Origin of the sequence: Methylobacterium sp. Leaf117, from assembly GCF_001422985.1 — a bacterium.
In the GTDB taxonomy this organism is placed as follows: domain Bacteria; phylum Pseudomonadota; class Alphaproteobacteria; order Rhizobiales; family Beijerinckiaceae; genus Methylobacterium.
Window position 1 is genome coordinate 17,308 of record NZ_LMNL01000039.1, and the last position, 16,797, is coordinate 34,104.

The 16,797-nt window shown below is 69.9% G+C and carries 17 protein-coding genes and 1 tRNA gene; 11 read left to right on the forward strand and 7 right to left on the reverse strand.

Going from position 1 to position 16,797, the window contains the following annotated elements; translation table 11 throughout:
• Window positions 1-50 precede the first annotated feature (50 nt).
• The 8 genes from ASF57_RS22915 to ASF57_RS22945 all read left to right on the forward strand — a co-directional run bounded on the left by ASF57_RS22915 (window position 51) and on the right by ASF57_RS22945 (window position 7,975).
• A complete protein-coding gene (locus ASF57_RS22915) occupies window positions 51-3,542 on the forward strand; it encodes a helicase-related protein (RefSeq protein WP_056487995.1) in 3,492 nt (1,163 codons plus the stop codon).
• 166 nt (window positions 3,543-3,708) lie between these two features.
• Window positions 3,709-3,999 carry an RNA-binding S4 domain-containing protein gene (locus tag ASF57_RS22920; protein WP_056487998.1) on the forward strand — a complete coding sequence of 97 codons (291 nt, stop codon included), beginning with the start codon at window positions 3,709-3,711 and terminating at the stop codon, window positions 3,997-3,999.
• 137 nt (window positions 4,000-4,136) lie between these two features.
• A complete protein-coding gene (locus ASF57_RS27330; RefSeq protein WP_280138775.1) occupies window positions 4,137-4,265 on the forward strand; it encodes a hypothetical protein in 129 nt (42 codons plus the stop codon).
• A gap of 7 nt (window positions 4,266-4,272) precedes the next feature.
• Window positions 4,273-4,611, forward strand: coding sequence for a ferredoxin FdxA (fdxA, locus tag ASF57_RS22925; RefSeq protein ID WP_056185129.1), 339 nt, complete (start codon window positions 4,273-4,275; stop codon window positions 4,609-4,611).
• Between the two features lie 460 nt (window positions 4,612-5,071).
• Window positions 5,072-5,662, forward strand: coding sequence for a CarD family transcriptional regulator (locus ASF57_RS22930; protein WP_056185126.1), 591 nt, complete (start codon window positions 5,072-5,074; stop codon window positions 5,660-5,662).
• A gap of 306 nt (window positions 5,663-5,968) precedes the next feature.
• Window positions 5,969-6,841, forward strand: coding sequence for an RNA polymerase factor sigma-32 (locus ASF57_RS22935; protein WP_056185192.1), 873 nt, complete (start codon window positions 5,969-5,971; stop codon window positions 6,839-6,841).
• Between the two features lie 166 nt (window positions 6,842-7,007).
• Complete coding sequence (locus tag ASF57_RS22940; RefSeq protein ID WP_244477082.1) at window positions 7,008-7,817, forward strand: 4'-phosphopantetheinyl transferase superfamily protein; 810 nt, start codon at window positions 7,008-7,010, stop codon at window positions 7,815-7,817.
• An 81-nt stretch (window positions 7,818-7,898) separates the two neighbouring features.
• A tRNA-Pro gene (locus ASF57_RS22945) sits at window positions 7,899-7,975 on the forward strand.
• A gap of 92 nt (window positions 7,976-8,067) precedes the next feature.
• On the opposite strand, the gene ASF57_RS22950 is transcribed toward ASF57_RS22945, so the two are convergent.
• From ASF57_RS22950 to ASF57_RS22985, 7 genes are all read right to left on the reverse strand, one after another.
• Window positions 8,068-8,364 (reverse strand): hypothetical protein, encoded by a 297-nt coding sequence (locus ASF57_RS22950; RefSeq protein WP_056278402.1) that lies wholly within the window; start codon window positions 8,362-8,364, stop codon window positions 8,068-8,070.
• Between the two features lie 154 nt (window positions 8,365-8,518).
• The gene (locus ASF57_RS22955) at window positions 8,519-9,952 is read right to left on the reverse strand and encodes a hypothetical protein (RefSeq protein WP_156376301.1); all 1,434 of its coding nucleotides are present in this window, start codon (window positions 9,950-9,952) and stop codon (window positions 8,519-8,521) included.
• A gap of 358 nt (window positions 9,953-10,310) precedes the next feature.
• Window positions 10,311-10,781 (reverse strand): hypothetical protein, encoded by a 471-nt coding sequence (locus tag ASF57_RS22965; RefSeq protein WP_056488009.1) that lies wholly within the window; start codon window positions 10,779-10,781, stop codon window positions 10,311-10,313.
• Window positions 10,781-11,584 (reverse strand): hypothetical protein, encoded by an 804-nt coding sequence (locus ASF57_RS22970; protein ID WP_056488012.1) that lies wholly within the window; start codon window positions 11,582-11,584, stop codon window positions 10,781-10,783. Before ASF57_RS22970 ends, ASF57_RS22965 begins: the two co-directional genes overlap by 1 nt.
• Window positions 11,584-11,907 (reverse strand): hypothetical protein, encoded by a 324-nt coding sequence (locus ASF57_RS22975; RefSeq protein WP_056278393.1) that lies wholly within the window; start codon window positions 11,905-11,907, stop codon window positions 11,584-11,586. Before ASF57_RS22975 ends, ASF57_RS22970 begins: the two co-directional genes overlap by 1 nt.
• Before the next feature lie 3 nt (window positions 11,908-11,910).
• Complete coding sequence (locus ASF57_RS22980) at window positions 11,911-12,234, reverse strand: hypothetical protein (protein WP_056488015.1); 324 nt, start codon at window positions 12,232-12,234, stop codon at window positions 11,911-11,913.
• A gap of 607 nt (window positions 12,235-12,841) precedes the next feature.
• A complete protein-coding gene (locus tag ASF57_RS22985) occupies window positions 12,842-13,006 on the reverse strand; it encodes a hypothetical protein (RefSeq protein WP_156376302.1) in 165 nt (54 codons plus the stop codon).
• A gap of 321 nt (window positions 13,007-13,327) precedes the next feature.
• On the opposite strand from ASF57_RS22985, the gene ASF57_RS22990 reads away from it, so the two are divergent.
• The 3 genes from ASF57_RS22990 to ASF57_RS23000 are packed head-to-tail and all read left to right on the forward strand — an operon-like array spanning window position 13,328 to window position 16,754.
• On the forward strand, window positions 13,328-14,263 hold the full coding sequence (locus ASF57_RS22990; protein WP_056488022.1) for a hypothetical protein: 936 nt from the start codon (window positions 13,328-13,330) through the stop codon (window positions 14,261-14,263).
• Window positions 14,263-15,123: a DNA adenine methylase gene (locus tag ASF57_RS22995; protein ID WP_056488398.1), complete on the forward strand. Its 861-nt coding sequence runs from the start codon at window positions 14,263-14,265 to the stop codon at window positions 15,121-15,123. The genes ASF57_RS22990 and ASF57_RS22995 overlap by 1 nt, the downstream gene beginning before the upstream one ends.
• Complete coding sequence (locus ASF57_RS23000; RefSeq protein WP_056488025.1) at window positions 15,123-16,754, forward strand: hypothetical protein; 1,632 nt, start codon at window positions 15,123-15,125, stop codon at window positions 16,752-16,754. The genes ASF57_RS22995 and ASF57_RS23000 overlap by 1 nt, the downstream gene beginning before the upstream one ends.
• The last annotated feature ends 43 nt before the right edge of the window (window positions 16,755-16,797 follow it).

Consider the following 16,797-nt stretch of genomic DNA (forward strand, 5'->3'; position numbering starts at 1 on the left):
CTCCCCATCCTTGAGCCTGCCGGCCTCGCCGAAGGGACCGCCCCTTACTCATGATCCGCCCCTCCCTCTCCCCGCAGGCCCGCGCACGCGGCGTCACGGCGGTGCTCGGGCCGACCAATACCGGCAAGACCCATCTCGCCATCGAGCGCATGCTGGCCCATCCGACCGGCATGATCGGCCTGCCCCTGCGCCTGCTGGCGCGGGAGGTCTACCTGCGGGTGGTCGCCAAGGTCGGCGCCGACAAGGTCGCCCTCGTCACCGGCGAGGAGAAGATCAAGCCGGACCGGCCGCGCTACTGGATCTCCACCATCGAGGCGATGCCGCGCGACCTCGACGTCGCCTACGTGGCCATCGACGAGATCCAACTCGCCGCCGACATGGACCGGGGCCACGTCTTCACCGACCGCCTGCTGCACCAGCGCGGCCGCGAGGAGACGCTGCTGATCGGCTCCTCGACCATGCTGCCGCTGGTGCAGTCGCTGATTCCCGGCGTCCACACGACGACCCGGCCGCGCCTGTCGCAGCTCACCTTCGCGGGCGAGAAGAAGCTCGGGCGCCTGCCCCGCCGCTCCGCCATCGTGGCGTTCTCGGCCGAGGAGGTCTACGCCATCGCCGAGCTGATCCGGCGCCAGCGCGGCGGCGCGGCGGTGGTGCTCGGCGCCCTGTCGCCGCGGACCCGCAACGCCCAGGTCGAGCTCTACCAGTCGGGCGACGTCGATTACCTCATCGCCACCGACGCGGTCGGCATGGGCCTCAACCTCGACGTCGACCACGTCGCCTTCGCGGCGAACTGGAAGTACGACGGCACCCGCTTCCGCAAGCTGACGCCCCCCGAGATGGGGCAGATCGCCGGCCGCGCCGGGCGCCACCTTTCGGACGGCACCTTCGGCTCGACCGGGCGCTGCGCCCCGTTCGAGCCCGAGATGATCGAGGCCCTGGAGAATCACGATTTCGAGCCCCTGCGGGTCCTGCAATGGCGCAACCCGGACCTCGACTTCGGGTCCCTGAAGCGCCTTCAGGAGAGCCTGGACGAGCATCCCCGCGAAAAGGGGCTCACCCGCGCGCCGATGGGCGAGGACCAGTCGGCCCTCGAGATCCTGGCCCGCGAGGACGACATCCGCGACCTCGCCAACAGCCCCGCCAACGTGCGCCGCCTGTGGGACGTCTGTGGCGTTCCCGACTACCGCAAGGTCCATCCCCAGACCCATGCGGACCTCGTCGCCCAGCTCTACCGCTTCCTGATGCGCGGCATGGCAGGGCGCATTCCCAACGACTGGTTCGCCAAGCACGTCGCCATGATCGACCGCACCGACGGCGACATCGACGCCCTGTCCCAGCGCATCGCGCAGGGGCGAACCTGGACCTTCGTGGCGAACCGTCCGGATTGGCTCATTGATCCGGTGCATTGGCAGGGCGAGACGCGTCGGGTAGAGGACAGGCTGTCTGACGCCCTGCACGAGCGCCTTGCGAGCCGTTTCGTCGATCGGCGCACCAGCGTCCTGATGCGGCGCCTGAGAGAGAATACGATGTTGGAAGCTGAGATCACCGCCGGCGGGGACGTTACCGTCGAGGGCCAGCATGTCGGCCATCTGCATGGCTTCCAGTTCGTTCCGGATCCCGGTGCGGAAGGACATGAGGCCAAGACCCTGCGCAGCGCGGCCGAGAAGGCGCTGGGCGGCGAGATCGAGGCCCGCGCCGAGCGGTTCTCGTCGGCTGCCGATGCCTCCCTCGTGCTGAGCCACGACGGCGTCATCCGCTGGACCGGCGACCCGGTCGCCAAGCTGACGCCCGGCGACAAGCTGTTCGAGCCGCATGTGCGCCTGCTCGCCGACGAGCAGTTGACCGGCCCCGCGCGCGACAAGGTCGAGGCCCGGCTGGTCGCCTGGCTCAAGGCCACCGTGGTCCGGCTCCTCGGTCCCCTGATGGAGATCGAGACGGCGGCCGATCTCACGGGCCTCGCCAAGGGCATCGGCTTCCAGGTGGTGGAATCCCTCGGCGTGCTCGAGCGCGCCAAGGTGATGCACGAGATGCGCACCCTGGATCAGGACGGCCGTGGCGCTCTGCGCCGCCACGGCGTCCGCTTCGGCGCCTATCACATCTTCCTGCCGGCCCTGCTGAAGCCGGCGCCCCGCACCCTCGCGGCCCAGCTCTGGGCCCTGAAGAATGGCGGCCTCGATCAGCGCGGCCTCGACGAGATCGCCCACCTCGCCAGCTCCGGCCGCACCTCGATCAAGGTCGACCCCGAGATCGCCAAGGGCCTCTACCGCGCCGCCGGCTTCCGCGTCTGCGGCGAGCGCGCCGTGCGCGTCGACATTCTGGAGCGCCTCGCCGATCTCATCCGCCCGGCCATCGCCTACCGGCCCGGCACCACGCCGGGCGACGCCCCGGTGGGGACGGCCGACGGCGACGCCTTCGTGGCGACCGTCGGCATGACCTCCCTGGTCGGCTGCTCGGGCGAGGACTTCGCCTCGATCCTGAAATCCCTCGGCTACGCCCCCGAGACCCGTCCGGGCCCGGCCATCACCGTGCCGCTGCTTCCGGCAGCCTCGACCCAGCCGGTGAAGCCGACGGTCGCGGAGGCCGGCGACACGGCGAAAGACGAGACGGCCACGGACGAGACGGTGACGGACGAGAACGCCCCGGCCGAGGCCGCGGGCGAAGCGGCGCCCGAGGGCGAGGCCAGCGCCGAGACCTCACCGGATTCCGAGGCGTCTGCCGGCACCGAAGCATCTTCCATCACAGAAGCGTCTCCGAACGAAGACCACGACGCGCCGTCTGAAATGCTGCCCGGCTCGACCGAGGATTCCGGCGCAGCCACCGCGCCGGACGCCACCGAGGCACCGCATGAGGCAGCCTCGTCCGACGACACGGCCCAGGACGACGCGGCTTCGGTCGAGGACACCCGCGCCGCAGACGACGCGACGCAGGATCAGCCCGATCCGGCCCCGCAGCCGGTCGCCGATGCGGCCAGCGTGGCGGAGAGCGCCGAGCATCCGGCGGAGGACGCAACCTCCGAGACCGAGACCGAAGTCGCCCCGGCCGAGCCGGCAGCGGCCCTGACCGAGACCTCGCCCGACGCGGACGCCACGGCGGCGGATGCGGCCGGAGAGGTGGCGACCGTCGAGGTCTGGCGCCTCCAGCGCCACCAGCGCAACGCTAATCCGCGCCAGAACCGCCCGCGCGGCCCGGGCCGCGACGGCGGCGCTCCGAACCGCGCCGCCGGCGACGCCCGCCCGGACAACCGTCGCCCCGGTGGCGGCGGCGAGGGACGCGACCGTCCGCGCGCCGGCGCCCCCGGCGAGCGTCCGGAAGGCAATCGCCGTGGTCCCGGCGGCGAGGGTCGCCCGGACGGACGGCCGCAGCGGCGCGAACGCTTCGAGCCCGGCCGGGTCCGGCCCGAGCGCCGCGACGAGCCGCGGGCCGCTCCCCGCGACGAGCCGCGTCCGCAGCGGCGCGAGCGCGCCCCGGACCCGGATTCGCCCTTCGCCAAGCTCGCGGCCCTCAAAGCCCAGCTCGAGGCCGGGCCGGATCGCAAGCGCTGAGTGAAACACGCTCGGCAGGCTCGGGTCGGCGCGCCGGCGCGACCCTGCCGAGATCCCTCGTAACGCCACGGGTTTTGGAACGCAGGTTTTTGACAAGCAGGCCTTTGGAACGCCCGCCCTCGCCGCAAAACCGCAGCCTCCTGTCGCGAACCCTGCCCGGACTCGGATGAAGCCGGGACGTCAGCGGCTCGACAAATGGCTGTGGTTCGCGCGGTTCGCCCGGACCCGAACCCTGGCCGCCCGCCTCGTGACCGATGGCTACGTCCGGGTGAACGGGCAGCGGGCCGCCTCAGCGGCCACGGCGGTGGGCCTCGGCGACGTCGTCACGGTCGCGGCCGCACACGCCACGGTGATCGCCCGCATCCGTGACCTTGGTGAGCGTCGCGGACCGGCACCCGAGGCGCAGCAGCTGTACGAAGTGGTCGGCGACATTGTGGTCGGCGACACGCCGGATTGAGGGGCGGACCGACGGCGATCGGTCGAAAGGTTCCAGGGAGCGTGGCGGCGGAGCGACACCGCAGCGCGGTTGCGGCACCGAGGCGCCACTGCGCTTGTCAGCCCTCCGGACAGGGTCTAGAGCCAGCGCGACTCCTCGTGCCCGCGCGATCCGGCATCTCCGTCACCCTGCAGCCCCATCTCGCCCTGCAGCAAGACATCCGTGCATCGATCTGCGCGAGCGACCATGCGCCGGCATCGGGACATGCCCGCCGGATCAAGGACTGAAGGCCCCATGACCTACGTCGTCACCGACAACTGCATCAAGTGCAAGTACATGGACTGCGTCGAGGTGTGTCCGGTGGACTGCTTCTACGAGGGCGAGAACATGCTCGTCATCCACCCCGACGAGTGCATCGATTGCGGCGTGTGCGAGCCGGAATGCCCCGCCGAGGCGATCAAGCCGGACACCGAGCCGAGCCTGGAGACCTGGCTGAAGGTCAACGCCGACTACGCGCGCAGCTGGCCGAACATCACCCAGAAGAAGGACGCTCCGGCCGACGCCAAGACCTGGGACGGCGTCGCCGGAAAGTTCGAGGCGCATTTCTCGGCCAAGCCCGGCACCGGCGACTGATCGCCGCGATCGTCTCGCCAAGGCCCGCGGGACAGCGGGCCGGGCCGGCAACGTACCGATCGATGAGGCGGCGCACGGACGCCGCCAGGAGGCTGTGGAGCGTGTGCGTCTCGCCTCCAACGACGCCGCGTCTCGCCGGCAATCCTTTGATTCGGCGGTCGGTTTGTGTTATTGACAAGGCCTGCCGTCGTTCGTGCTCGACGTGCTGCCTCCGGCCATCACCTGATGGGTCTCACATTCCAATGTGGATTGGGGTCGCATGCGATCGGTCTCCGAAAGCCCTCCCGCTTTCGGTGGACGATTTCTCGTTGCGCGCGCATCGGCTTGCCCGGGAACCGGCTGGTTGTGCATCGTCGATGCCCATCCACCGGACAAGGGGCTTAAGCCGGGTGACCCACCCCGGATTACAGGGTTCGGCGCGGCGTTCAAGGCCGCGCAATGTTCTGGAGGCGCTTCTCGCATGACCACAGCCAAGAAGACGACGGCAGGCCGCCAAGGCTTCAAGACCGGCGAAGCGGTCGTGTACCCAGCCCACGGTGTCGGTCGCATCACCGCCATCGAGGAGCAGGAGATCGCCGGCTACAAGCTCGAGCTGTTCGTCGTGTCGTTCGAGAAGGACAAGATGGTCCTGCGCGTTCCGACCGCCAAGGCCAACAGCGTCGGCATGCGCAAGCTCGCCGAACCGGAACTCGTCAAGAAGGCCCTCGACCTCCTCACCGGCCGCGCCCGCGTCAAGCGGACGATGTGGTCGCGGCGTGCGCAGGAATACGAGGCCAAGATCAACTCGGGCGACCTCCTGTCGGTCACCGAAGTGGTCCGCGACCTCTATCGCTCCGAGGCCCAGCCCGAGCAGTCCTACAGCGAGCGCCAGCTCTACGAGTCGGCCCTCGACCGGGTCGTGCGTGAGATCTCGTCGGTGAACCGCATCACCGAGACCGAGGCGCTGAAGCTCATCGAGCAGAGCCTCGCCAAGTCCCCGCGCCGCGCCAAGGGCGAAGCCGAGGCGGAAGGCGAAGCCGAGAGCGACGACCTTCAGGAAGAGGCGGCCTGATCGTCCAAGTTTTCGCCTGACGATGGCCTCGCGCCATCGGGGTTCCTCAATGACGATTTCGAGCCCGGCGCGCCAGTGCCGGGCTTTTTTCGTGATCGCTTCCGTTACTCCCAGCCTCTGATCGTCGCTCGTGGTCCGGAAGCTTCCGCCGGGTCGCTCACGACCGCGTGTTCGAGGGGGACCGGCCGGGAACCAACCCACCCACCTCTTGTTGTCGCGTTACCACGCGAAGGCTCAGGTTCCGATTGGGATCGGTTCCGGTGCCTTGTGGTCAGAAACACACGTTTCATCGAGGCGGAGGCGGGGATGGCGGATATCGCAGGGATCCGGCGGCAGTTCATACGCACGGCGATGGAGGCGCCCTTCCTTGCACGCGATGAGGAACGTGGGCTTGCCGTTCGCTGGAAGGATGAACGCGACGAGCGCGCGCTGCATGGGCTCATCGCCGCGCATATGCGTCTGGTGATCGCGATCGCCGGCCGTTTTCGCCATTACGGTCTGCCGATGGCCGATCTGGTTCAGGAAGGCCATGTCGGCCTGATGGAAGCAGCGGCCCGGTTCGAGCCCGAGCGCGAGGTGCGGTTCTCCACCTATGCGACCTGGTGGATCCGCGCCTCGATCCAGGACTATATCCTGCGCAACTGGTCGATCGTCCGGGGCGGCACCAGCTCCGCTCAGAAGGCCCTGTTCTTCAATCTGCGCCGCCTCCGGGCGCGCCTGATGCAATCGACCGAGGAGCATGTCGGCGACGAGATCCACCGCCGCATCGCCACCGCCATCGGCGTCTCGCGCGAGGACGTCGCCCTCATGGACGCCCGCCTCTCCGGTCCGGACATGTCGCTCAACGCCCCCGTGGGCGAAGAGAGCGAGGCATCCTCGGAGCGCATGGACTTCCTGGTCGATGGCGCTGCTCTGCCCGACGAGACGGTGTCGGCGACCGTCGACGGAGAGCGCCGCCTGATCTGGCTCAACGAAGCGTTGACCGTCCTGTCGGAGCGTGAGCTGCGCATCCTCAAGGAGCGCCGCCTCGCCGAGGATCAGGCCACGCTCGAAGCCCTCGGGCATCGCCTCGGCATCTCGAAGGAGCGCGTCCGGCAAATCGAGAACCGTGCCCTGGAGAAGCTGCGCCGTGCGCTGGCCGAGCGCTTCCCGCAATCGGGCGGCAACGTCTACGCGTAGCGATCGCGGCGCCTGAAGCTTCTGTCCCGGCGCCTGGGCCTGTCGACTGAACCCATCGCAAAAACGATATCCCGCGTCACGGTCTCTCTCAGGCCCGGGGCCACACCGCGTGGACGCTCGTCAGAAGCGGCTGGGCAGCGGGCGTCGCTTGGTTCACGATGGGGACATGCCCCGAGGCCCCCAGCATCGACCTTCCCCCGCCGCGATCGGTGTGCCCCCTGCCCCGGCATCCGATTGGGTCGAGGCGATGCCCGGCCCCTGTTCCGGCCCCACGGTGTGGCGGGTGGATCTCCACCTCGACCCGGACGATGCCGAACCGGGCACCGGCCTGCTGTCCCCTGAGGAGCAGGCGCGGGCCGATCGCTTTCGCCGCGCCGAGGACCGCCAGCGCTACCGCCAGAGCCACGCGGCCCTGCGCCTGGTCCTGGGCCACACCCTCGATGCGCCGCCCCTGGACCTTCGCTTTGCCACCAGCGCCACCGGCAAACCTCACCTGATCCGGACCGGACGGCCCGTGCTGCATTTCAACCTGTCGCATTCGGGTCGGCATGCCCTCATCGGAATCGCATCCGAGTCGGAGATCGGCGTCGATGTCGAGGCGATCCGACCCATCGGCGATCCCCTGGCCATCGCCCGCCCCCACCTTCACCCCGATGAAATCACCGACCTGACCCGCCTGCCCGCGCCGGACCGGGACGCCGCCTTCTTCGGCTGCTGGACCCGCAAGGAGGCTGTGGTGAAGGCCCTCGGCACGGGTCTCTCGCTGCCCCTCGACCACTTCAGCGTCAGCGTTCCCCCGGCCGCCGGCGCGGTCCGGTGGATGCGATCCGGCCCTGCCGGCTGGTCGCTGTGCGACCTTCCCTTGGGACCGGACGCCGTCGGGACGGTCGCGATCCCCCTGCCGAACCAAGCCGTCCGCCGGCTCCGCCTGCCGACCGACTGGGCCGCGCGAACCGGACTCGCCACCATCGGATGATTTCCCGCAAGGAAGCGCTTGCGGGTCTGCAAGGGGCTCGCTATACGTCCGCTCGTCGCCGGCCCAAGCCGTCGGCACTGTCGGAGTGTAGCGCAGTCTGGTAGCGCACCACGTTCGGGACGTGGGGGTCGCAGGTTCAAATCCTGCCACTCCGACCAAGTTTCCCCTCTGCAGGATGCCTTCCCGAGGCGCAGAGGTTTTCCCCGACCAAACATTCGACCAAACAATGGTCGCGTTCGCGCGCCCCGGCCTATGCCTCGCGGGCGGCCGGAACGTCGACGAGACGGCGGGTGTTCGGGGCGATGATCGACGGCCAATAGCCCTGTCCGGGCTGGCCCGTCATGGCGTGCGTGATGAAGCCCCGCAGCCGATCCACCTTCTCCTCGGGCCGAAGGCGAAGCTGCCCGGGGCGGACGCGCTCGGCCTCCTCGGGCCGGACGACGCGGCCGTCGAGCCTCTCCAGGATGGCGGTGACCTCGGCGTCGGTGGCGCGAGGCAGGGCCTCGCGGACGAAGGGCTCGATGGCGGTGGCGTCGACGGTGCGCATGGCGTGGTTCCTTGCCCGGCGCCTGTGCGATGGGAGGAACCCGCTGGGGGTGCGTGAGGCTGACCGGCCGGAGCCGGTCCCCTATGCCCTCAATGTGCGCCCCGGCCCCGCAGGGGACAAGGCCCGGGTGTGTGCGGTTTTCGCACACACCTCCTCACGCCACCTTCTTCCGACCGCCGCGACCGCCCAGCGCCGCCCGCGCGCCCTCCATGTGGCTCGACGAATGGTGGCCGTACCGGCGCTCGATCATCTCGACTGTCATCCCGCAATAGCCCGCAAGCTCCCAGATATCGACGCCGGCCTGCATGCCCCAGGTGACCGCCGTGTGCCTGAGGCTGTGCCGGACGACGTCGTCCCCGAGGCCCTCCTCGTGCACCAGGTTGGCGAAGCTCTTCTTGGTGGAGCCGACTGGGCGCTTCTCGAACTCGACGACGTACCGGTGCCCGAGGACGTGGTGCCAGCGCCAGAGGTGGGCGACGAGGCTGTCCGGCATCCGCACCGTCGGGGCCTTCTTGTTCTCGGCCTCCTTGGTCCCGAGAGCCCTCCGGTGGAACACCGCGACGCGCTTGATCACCGCGACCGTCACCTTCCGCTCGTAGACCTGGCCGTCGACGGTCACGGACTCGGTGCGCTCCTCGGTCGTCGTCTCGGTCTTTAGCTCCATCCAAGGCTTGCCGATCTCGCGGACGAACGAGGCGCCACAAACCGGTCCCGACCGGGTGCCGGTCCGGAGCGCCACCAGGATGAACCTTGCCAGGTGTCTGGCCGGGCGCCGGGGCATGACGTAGGTCTCGCCCTTGCGGGGACCGGACCGGATCGTCTGAACTTCGCGCTTGCGCCACGCCCGTAGCAGGAGCCGGGCCGCCTCGTTCCGGGTCAGCCACCTGTCCCGCTCCTCGCCCTTGGGCGGCAGGGTCACCCGGACGGCGTCGCGCGTCAGGTTGTCGGCGATGGCTACGTTCACGGCCGCGCGCAGGTCCTCAAGCTCCCGACGGGCGCCGCCCGCGGTGACGACGCGTGCCTTGGTCGGCTTGCTGTAGCCGGTGCGGGCGGGCTTGCCGTCCTTCCCGGTCCCGAGGCGGGCGTGGGTCTTCCAGGGCGTCCCGACGCGGCTGGCCACGTAGGCGGCGCACGAGACGGTGTCCACGTCAGCTAGCGAGCGTTCGCCCCACCACTCCAGGAGGGCGTAGATCCGCTGCGCGAGCTCGTGATGGCGGGAGACGCCGCCCTTGAGCTCGCCCGTCACCGGGTCGGGGATGCCCTTCTTCGCGTCGAGGTACCGGCTGAGGACCTCCGCCAGCGTCACCTCGTGCGCCGGCCGGCCCTTCGTCATCGGGACGGCCTCGACGGCCTGGATCGCCAAGCTGTCCTTGTAGTCGGCTAACCGGCGGAGCGCTTCGCGTTCCGGACCTTCGCCAAGGCCGCAGTCAGTGCTAGCGACCTGGGCACTGCGATGCATGATGATCCAGACGCCGCCGCGCTCGATGCCGTCGGTGCCGATGCGGCCGGGGCGGTACCAGAGATAGGGCTCGCCTCGTCGTCCGACCCCGAGCTTGCGGGGACCCTTCTTTCGCTTCCGTTCTGCCACGCGTCCCTCCACTCGCGCAGCTGCCGGCGCGACACCTCGATGAGGCGACCGCGACGGCTCACCCGGAGCTCCCCCCGCCGGATCGCGCCGCGGAGATCCGCGACGGAATAGGCGGGGAAGCCGAACAAGCCCTGGAGCTCGGGCGCCCAGACCGCCCGGTGGAGCGCCCACGGCACGTCGTCGCCCGAGGCGGCGACGAGCGTCTTGGCGCCCTCCGAGTGATCCGAGGCGACGTCCAGGGATGTGATCAGGGTGTAAGTCGCGGTCATTGCGTGGAGAATCGCCTAATGTTTGGTCGCTCGCAATCGGCGATGAGCACCAGGGTTAAGATCGTGGCCCTGGCGGTCCCGGCGCCCGATCAGGCTGCCTGCAGGGCGGCGTGATCGGCGAGGCGCTGGGCGAGGCCCCGGAACCGGTGGGCCTCTTCCGAGGCGATGCCGTCCGCCTTCGCGGCGCACCAGGCGGCGAGCGCCGCCGGGTCGCAACGCATTGTGGAGCCGTAGCCCTCGTGCGGGCAGCCCTGGAAAATCCATGCCCGGATCGACCAGTAGGTCTCCGGCGCGCCGAGGATCTCGGCGATCCGCTGCAGAGAAACCGCCCCGGGCGTCACCGGGTCGATGGGGCCCATGCCGTCGGCGATGACCCGCGCCCTCTCGATGAGGCTCCCCCGCTCCTCGTCCGAGGCGACGTCCGGAAAGTCGGCGGCGACCTCGACGGCGAAACCATCCCCGCCGATACGGAGGGCGTGAACGAGGGTGGACACGAGATCCGGCCGGGCGTCCGTGGCAACCTGCTCGGCGATGATGTCGTTTAGCTCGTTGCGTGTCATCACAGGTCCATGTCCTCGAATGCGGCGCTGTCCTCGGTGAGCGCGGCTGCGAGGACGGCCTGGGCGGCGCGCTCCCCCGCCACCCGGCCCCGGGTTTCTGTAAGAGTGACCGCCACCGCGCTGCGCCATCCGTCCTGGCGGTCCCTCGTCCAGTCGAGATGCACGTCGAGGAGCAGGCCGAACGCGTCTTTGAGCAGCGGCCAGCGGCCCATGACATCCTTGGCGACGTAGAGGGTCGCCCATGACGCCGGGATCGGGATGCCGAAATCTGCATCTAGGATTGCTGACAGGTCGGCCGCGATGGCGGGGGCAATGCGGTCGGCATGGCGCCGGGCCATCGTGGCCGCGCGCTTGGCGGCGGTCCGCAGGCGCTTGTCCATGGCGGCCTGCGCTTCAGAGGGCAGGCCGCGGATCTGGACCGCCTTGCCGCCGATGATGCCGTAGCGCGCCTGCCGGTCGGGCATCGTCCAGACTCGTTCGCCGTCCGGGCCGTCGGCCTCCACCAGGAGCCCGAGGTGCAACCCCCACGCGACGTAGTTGCCGACTTTGTCGGTGGCGAATTCGATGCTCCATTCCCGGGGCACGCGCAGGACGTCGGCCGCTGCCATCAGGTCCGCTCGGTTCAGGCCAGCACGGCCCTCGAACAGGTCGATGAGGTACCAGTTTACCTCGACCGGGTAGGCGCGCAGGTCCCGACCGTAGCGGCGGTTCCGGATCGCCCCGTCGAGGATGATGTCGGGCGAGGCACCGATGAGGTGCCCGTACTCCGGCCGGGGTTTGAACCGGTTCCAGCGACGCGGCATCAGGCGTCTCCCCGAGCGAGGACGCGCATGCCGGCAACGATGAACTGGGCCTTCGCCAGGAGGGCATCCCTTTCGAAATCCGCGGTGATGTCCGGCATGTCGTTGAACTCCTCGATGGCGACATCCACGCCGTCGGCGAGAATGGCGCGGATGAGCGTCCCGAGGTTGTCCGGGCGCAGGTCGGGCGCCGCCTGCTCGGCGAGGTAGTCGACGACGCCCTGGGCGAGCTCGTCGACATCCATGTCGCGCGGCTCCTCGATGCCCATCATGGCGAACAGGCTGGCGTCGATCTCGCGCAGGGCGGCGGTTGCTTGGGCGGTCATGTGTCAGGTCCTCTCGTGAAGGGATGCGGCCGCGTCGGCTCGGACCCAGGTCAGCGCCTCCATCGGCGCCCGGGCGGCTGATCGGGCGAGGCGCACGGCCAGCACATGCCTGGAGTTGTCGAGGCGAGGGTGAACGGGCGCCGCGACCACCGACGGCGCCATGCGCTGAGCCTTGAGCCGGTTCCGGCGGGCTCGCCCGGACAGGCCCGCGTCGCTCCAAATCCGGCTCACGGTGCTGGGCTGGATGTCATGCTCGGCCGCCAGGGCGTCGACGGCGATGTCCCCATCGTAGGCCGCGATGACGGCTCGCTCGCGCTGGCTGGGCATGGGCGTAGCCGGAGAGAGGCCGGCACAGAGATCGGGGAACACCGTGCCGATGGCGGCCGGGGACAGCCCGGCGAGCGCTTCGCGCAGGGCGTCGTCGACGGGGGGTAGGACGTAGCGTCCTGTCGTCGGCTGCCCCCCACGAGGGCGAGGGCGCGGCGCAGGACCTCCCCGACGGCGAGCTCGTGCTTGCGCCGGCGTTCGATGTCCGCCTTGGCGTCCGTGTCGCCTTCCTTGGCCCGGATGCCCATCATCGTGGCCTGGGCACGCTCCTTCGTGGAGATACGGACGTAGTCGAGGCCCCGCGTCGGAAAGAGCCCCCGCGTCGAGTTGTGTGGCACGCCCGAGGCTCGCTCGCCGCGGGCCATGCTGCCGAGGGCGTATGAGGCCTCGACGCAGACGGCGGCGTCGAGATCCGAGAACGCCCGGCGCGTCGAAGGCCTTTTGAGTACGACACCTTGAGCGGCACGCCCGGCCTGGGCGAGGCTGCAGATCGTGCGCTTGTCGAGCCAGTGCCAGCGAGCAATGGCCGCTTCGAGCGAGTGGCTCTCCACCAGGGCAGCGACCTTCGCTGGAGTGGGCCTCATGAACACGAGCGCGTTGACCGAGCTCACGAGCGGCCTCCCACACGGACGATGCGGCGCTCCAGGCCCATCGCGGCCAGCAGGCGCGGCGAGGCGGGCCTGTTCCCGTTCCGGACATCGAGGATGTAGGCCGGGCTCAGGCCGAGGCGGCGGGCGACTGCGCTGGCGGACCCCTCCACGTCAATGGCCACCCGGAGCAGTTCGACAGGGTCCTCCTGATCGAGCTCATGCGGGCCAGGTCCCCTCGTAGTTATCATTTCGGCCTCCAGGCTATCGCGACGTATTAATCGGCGCTTGCCAAAAGACTCGGCCGTTTTTTTCGTATTACCATGCGGCGAGGAGCCGCATACGTTGTAAGGACTGTGATAAAGGCCCTCTCAGGAGGGAGAGTAAGTACGATTACCTAACGATCCTTCGACTTTCAAAGCATCATAGGCCAACCGGACTACTTGATATCGCGGGCGACTTCGGCATCATTCTGCGATTGCCAATCGACGAAGGACGCCCCCGCCATGATCACGCTCGCCTTCCTCCTCCTTGGTCTCGCCCTTGTCGCGGCGCAGGCCTACGCGACGGCCGCCCGACCGCTCCCCGTCGCCGAGGCGATCCCCCTCACGGCGCTGGGCCTCGCCTGGCGCCGGGACCGGGAGCTCAAGACCCGCTACGGCGACCGCGTCCTTTGGATTGGCCTCGGCGATCCGGCCACCTACAGGCGGGCGTACAACGTGGCCCGCACGGCGCTCCGCGACGCCGGCTACTCGTGGACCGACGACAGGACAGAGGCCCGCGAGGGCGTCCTGACGCCGTGCTGCTGGGAGCCCGTCCCCGCGGACGAAGCCGCGGCCGCGGCCGCCATCTCCGCCGCCGAGGCCGCCATTGTCGCCGACGACGAAGGCAAGGCGCGTGTCCAGGCCTACCTGCGTGAGCGTGAGATCAAGGAGGCGGAGGCGAACGGCCCCGGCCGGGAGGCCGACATCGAGGCGATGCGTGTCTCTCTCGACAAGCTGTTCTGGGCCTGGCCGACGAAGAAGCGCGCCCTCGCCGACGCGCTGCTGAAGGAGCCGCTGGGCGTCGGCGGGTATCCGACAATCGGTGTCGCCAAGGTCGCCCGGACCCTCGTCCGCCAGGTCGACGAGGCCATAGAAAAGGTGCGCGGCCGCCTGGCCCGAGACCCCAGTCACGACTGGCTGGCCCGGGCGCAGGTGCAGGGCGTGCCCGAAGCCGTCCACGAGGCCGTCAAGCTTATCACTTCGCATGACGAGGACAGGGCGAGCGTCGAAAACGGCGTCGGATGGGGCAAGGCGCATTCGCACGCCGGGCATATCCTGGCGTCCCTGCCTGTGCTCTCGGTCATCGAGGCGACCTCGGCCTTGGCGGCGGTCCATCGGCATCGACGCCAGCTTCCCCCCGCCCTGCGCGAGGCGTGCTTCGGCTCGGCGGAGGCGTGATGTCCGCCCCCTCGCGCCCCCTCCTGCGGTGGTTCGGCGGCAAGTGGCGCCTCGCCCCTTGGGTGATCTCCCACATGCCCCCCCACGCGCTCTACTGCGAGCCGTTCGGCGGTGCCGCGTCCGTGCTGATGCGCAAGCCCAAGGTGCGCGTCGAGGTCCTCGGCGATCTCGACGACGAACTGATCACGCTGTTCCGCGTGGTCCGCGACCCGGCCATGTGCGCCCGCCTCGCGTTCCTCCTAATGATGACGCCGTGGAGCGATGCCGAGTTCGAGCTCGCCTACCAGCCCGTGCCGGCGGATGAGCCGGTCGAGCGTGCCCGGCGCCTGCTCGTCCGGCACGCAATGGGCGTCACAAACGACGTCCGGCTCGGGCGCACCCGGACCGGGTTCCGGCGCTACACGGCCATCGCGTCGTCCACGCCGGCGCTGGACTGGCACACGTTCCCGGACGCCCTGCCGGCGGTGCGCGAACGACTGCGCAGCGTCGTCATCGAGCGGTCGGACGCGGTCGACACGATCCGCCGCCACGACCGGCCCGACGCCCTGTTCTATGTCGACCCGCCCTACGTTCCCCGCACTCGCCGGGATCCGGCACGGGGATACGCCCACGAGATGGACGAGGCGGCGCACTCGCGCCTGCTCGATTGCCTGGGCGCGATCAAGGGAATGGTCATCGTCTCGGGCTACGCGGATCCGCTGTACGAGGACGCCCTCCGCGGATGGAAGCGGGTCACGAAGGACTCGGCCGACATCAGGGGGAAGGTCCGCGAGGAGGTCCTCTGGATCTCGCCCAAGGCCGTTGAGGCCTTCCTCAGGACGGCGCGCCAGCCGGACCTGTTCACGATGGACGCCGCCTGATGACCCAGCTTTCCTTCATGGACGCCGTCGACGCGGCCCCCGCGCATCCCACCTCCCACGGCACCTGGTGGTGGCACACCTGGACGCAGGGCCACATCCTCCCGCCGGGCTGGCGCATGCCCGCCCCAGAGGCGCATGTCCCCAGGCCGCGGCGCGAGGCCGTGGTCCTGCCCGGCGTCGAATGCACCGACGCCGACCTGGATATCGCGAAGGCCATCGGTAAGTGGCTGCCGCCGGGGATGCCGAGCCCCATCGTCGGCATCCACGAGATGCGGCGCGCCGAGGACGGCACGATCCACGCGTGCCTGGAGGCCTTTGACGGCGGCCTCGGCCACGTGTCCGTGCGAGACGGCGTCCTCACGTGGGGGCACGTCCCCGGGGCGGGGGCGCTCGTCCCGCAGGAGGGCACGACGGAATGGATGCGCCTCCCGGCCCGGGAGTCCTGGGACGCTGAGACCCAGGACTGGGTGCTGAACTGGACGGCGACGTGGAAGCCGGGCGATGCAATCCCGCCGGGCCTGACGCCTCCCGTCGCTGGGGAAGCCCTGCCGACCTGGTATGCCGACTACGATGGCGTAGTCGACGAGCAGGTCGCTTCGGTTGTCTGGCTGGCGCTCTTAGACAGCCAGCCTCCGGGTGTCCCATTTCCGTTCGGGGCCGTCGCCGAGACGCACGTCCTCCCTGACGGGGCGTTGTGGGCCTGCGTGACGGTCGCGCACGACGGAGGCCTGTGCCACGTCGTGCTCCGGGGTGGACAGATCGAGTTGTCGGAGGCGCCGGGGGCCGGCCTGCTCGTCTGGAGGGAGGACGCTAGGACGTGGGGGCGCCTGCCGGCCAAGGATGCGTGGGACGCCGAGGCTCAGGCGTGGGTGCCGAGGGCCGCCTCGACCGAGGCGGTGTCCGCACCTCCGGACGTGGAGGTCATTGAGACGTCGGCGTCCGATCTCCCGGACGTTGCCCCGGTTGCCGCCCCGGTGGCCGCCCTCCAGCCGTCGGGCGGCATCGCGGCCTTCCTGCACGCCACCCATTTGGCGACCGACGCAAGTTGGAAGGACCTTGCGGTCAGCCTGTCCCGCACGACTCCCGGTGACGTCCGTAACGCGGTGGCCCGGCACGTCTCCGGGGGGAGCCTATCGGCGGCCAATGCCGCGGCGCTGCTGGCGCGCCTCGACGCCGCCGAGGCGCCGGCAGAGGATGTCGCCCCCGAGGCCGAGGTTCCGGACGTGGACTCGGACGTGGACCCGGTCTACGGCACGCGGCCCGTCCCGCGTGCCTCTCCCGATTTCCTTGAGAAACTGCTCCAAAAGCACGAGGCCAGCAGGCGCGCCCGGCATGAGCGATGGAAGCCGCTGGAGGCCCTGGAGGAGGCCGGGCTCGCCACGATCAAAAGGGAGGGAGAGCGGGGGACGAAATCCTTCCAATGCCACATCGCCCTCGCCCCGGCGGTCTCCGACGCGATGACGCTCTGGTTCAGTCAGACGGGGGGCTACCCGGAGAACGTCACGCTGCTACTGGCGCCCGACACAGATCCCGACAGCGAGATCGTCAGGAGCGTCACGGCGATCCTGGGCATGGGCGTCACCGTGCGGCCAGCGGAAAATCCGCGACCGGCGACCGGGGGCGCAGCGTGACGACGACGTCGTAGCCAAGGCTGTTGGCCACGGCGAAAAGGCG

Bases quoted from the DNA above. Each gene is read 5' to 3' on its own strand.
- ASF57_RS22935 (WP_056185192.1), top strand. From the start codon at position 5,969: ATGGCGGATATCGCAGGGATCCGGCGGCAGTTCATACGCACGGCGATG.
- ASF57_RS22995 (WP_056488398.1), top strand. From the start codon at position 14,263: ATGTCCGCCCCCTCGCGCCCCCTCCTGCGGTGGTTCGGCGGCAAGTGG.
- ASF57_RS22990 (WP_056488022.1), top strand. From the start codon at position 13,328: ATGATCACGCTCGCCTTCCTCCTCCTTGGTCTCGCCCTTGTCGCGGCG.
- ASF57_RS22920 (WP_056487998.1), top strand. From the start codon at position 3,709: ATGAAGCCGGGACGTCAGCGGCTCGACAAATGGCTGTGGTTCGCGCGG.
- ASF57_RS22965 (WP_056488009.1), bottom strand. From the start codon at position 10,781: ATGACACGCAACGAGCTAAACGACATCATCGCCGAGCAGGTTGCCACG.
- ASF57_RS22980 (WP_056488015.1), bottom strand. From the start codon at position 12,234: ATGCCCAGCCAGCGCGAGCGAGCCGTCATCGCGGCCTACGATGGGGAC.
- ASF57_RS22940 (WP_244477082.1), top strand. From the start codon at position 7,008: ATGCCCCGAGGCCCCCAGCATCGACCTTCCCCCGCCGCGATCGGTGTG.
- ASF57_RS22975 (WP_056278393.1), bottom strand. From the start codon at position 11,907: ATGACCGCCCAAGCAACCGCCGCCCTGCGCGAGATCGACGCCAGCCTG.
- ASF57_RS22970 (WP_056488012.1), bottom strand. From the start codon at position 11,584: ATGCCGCGTCGCTGGAACCGGTTCAAACCCCGGCCGGAGTACGGGCAC.
- ASF57_RS22915 (WP_056487995.1), top strand. From the start codon at position 51: ATGATCCGCCCCTCCCTCTCCCCGCAGGCCCGCGCACGCGGCGTCACG.
- ASF57_RS22950 (WP_056278402.1), bottom strand. From the start codon at position 8,364: ATGCGCACCGTCGACGCCACCGCCATCGAGCCCTTCGTCCGCGAGGCC.
- ASF57_RS23000 (WP_056488025.1), top strand. From the start codon at position 15,123: ATGACCCAGCTTTCCTTCATGGACGCCGTCGACGCGGCCCCCGCGCAT.
- fdxA (WP_056185129.1), top strand. From the start codon at position 4,273: ATGACCTACGTCGTCACCGACAACTGCATCAAGTGCAAGTACATGGAC.
- ASF57_RS22930 (WP_056185126.1), top strand. From the start codon at position 5,072: ATGACCACAGCCAAGAAGACGACGGCAGGCCGCCAAGGCTTCAAGACC.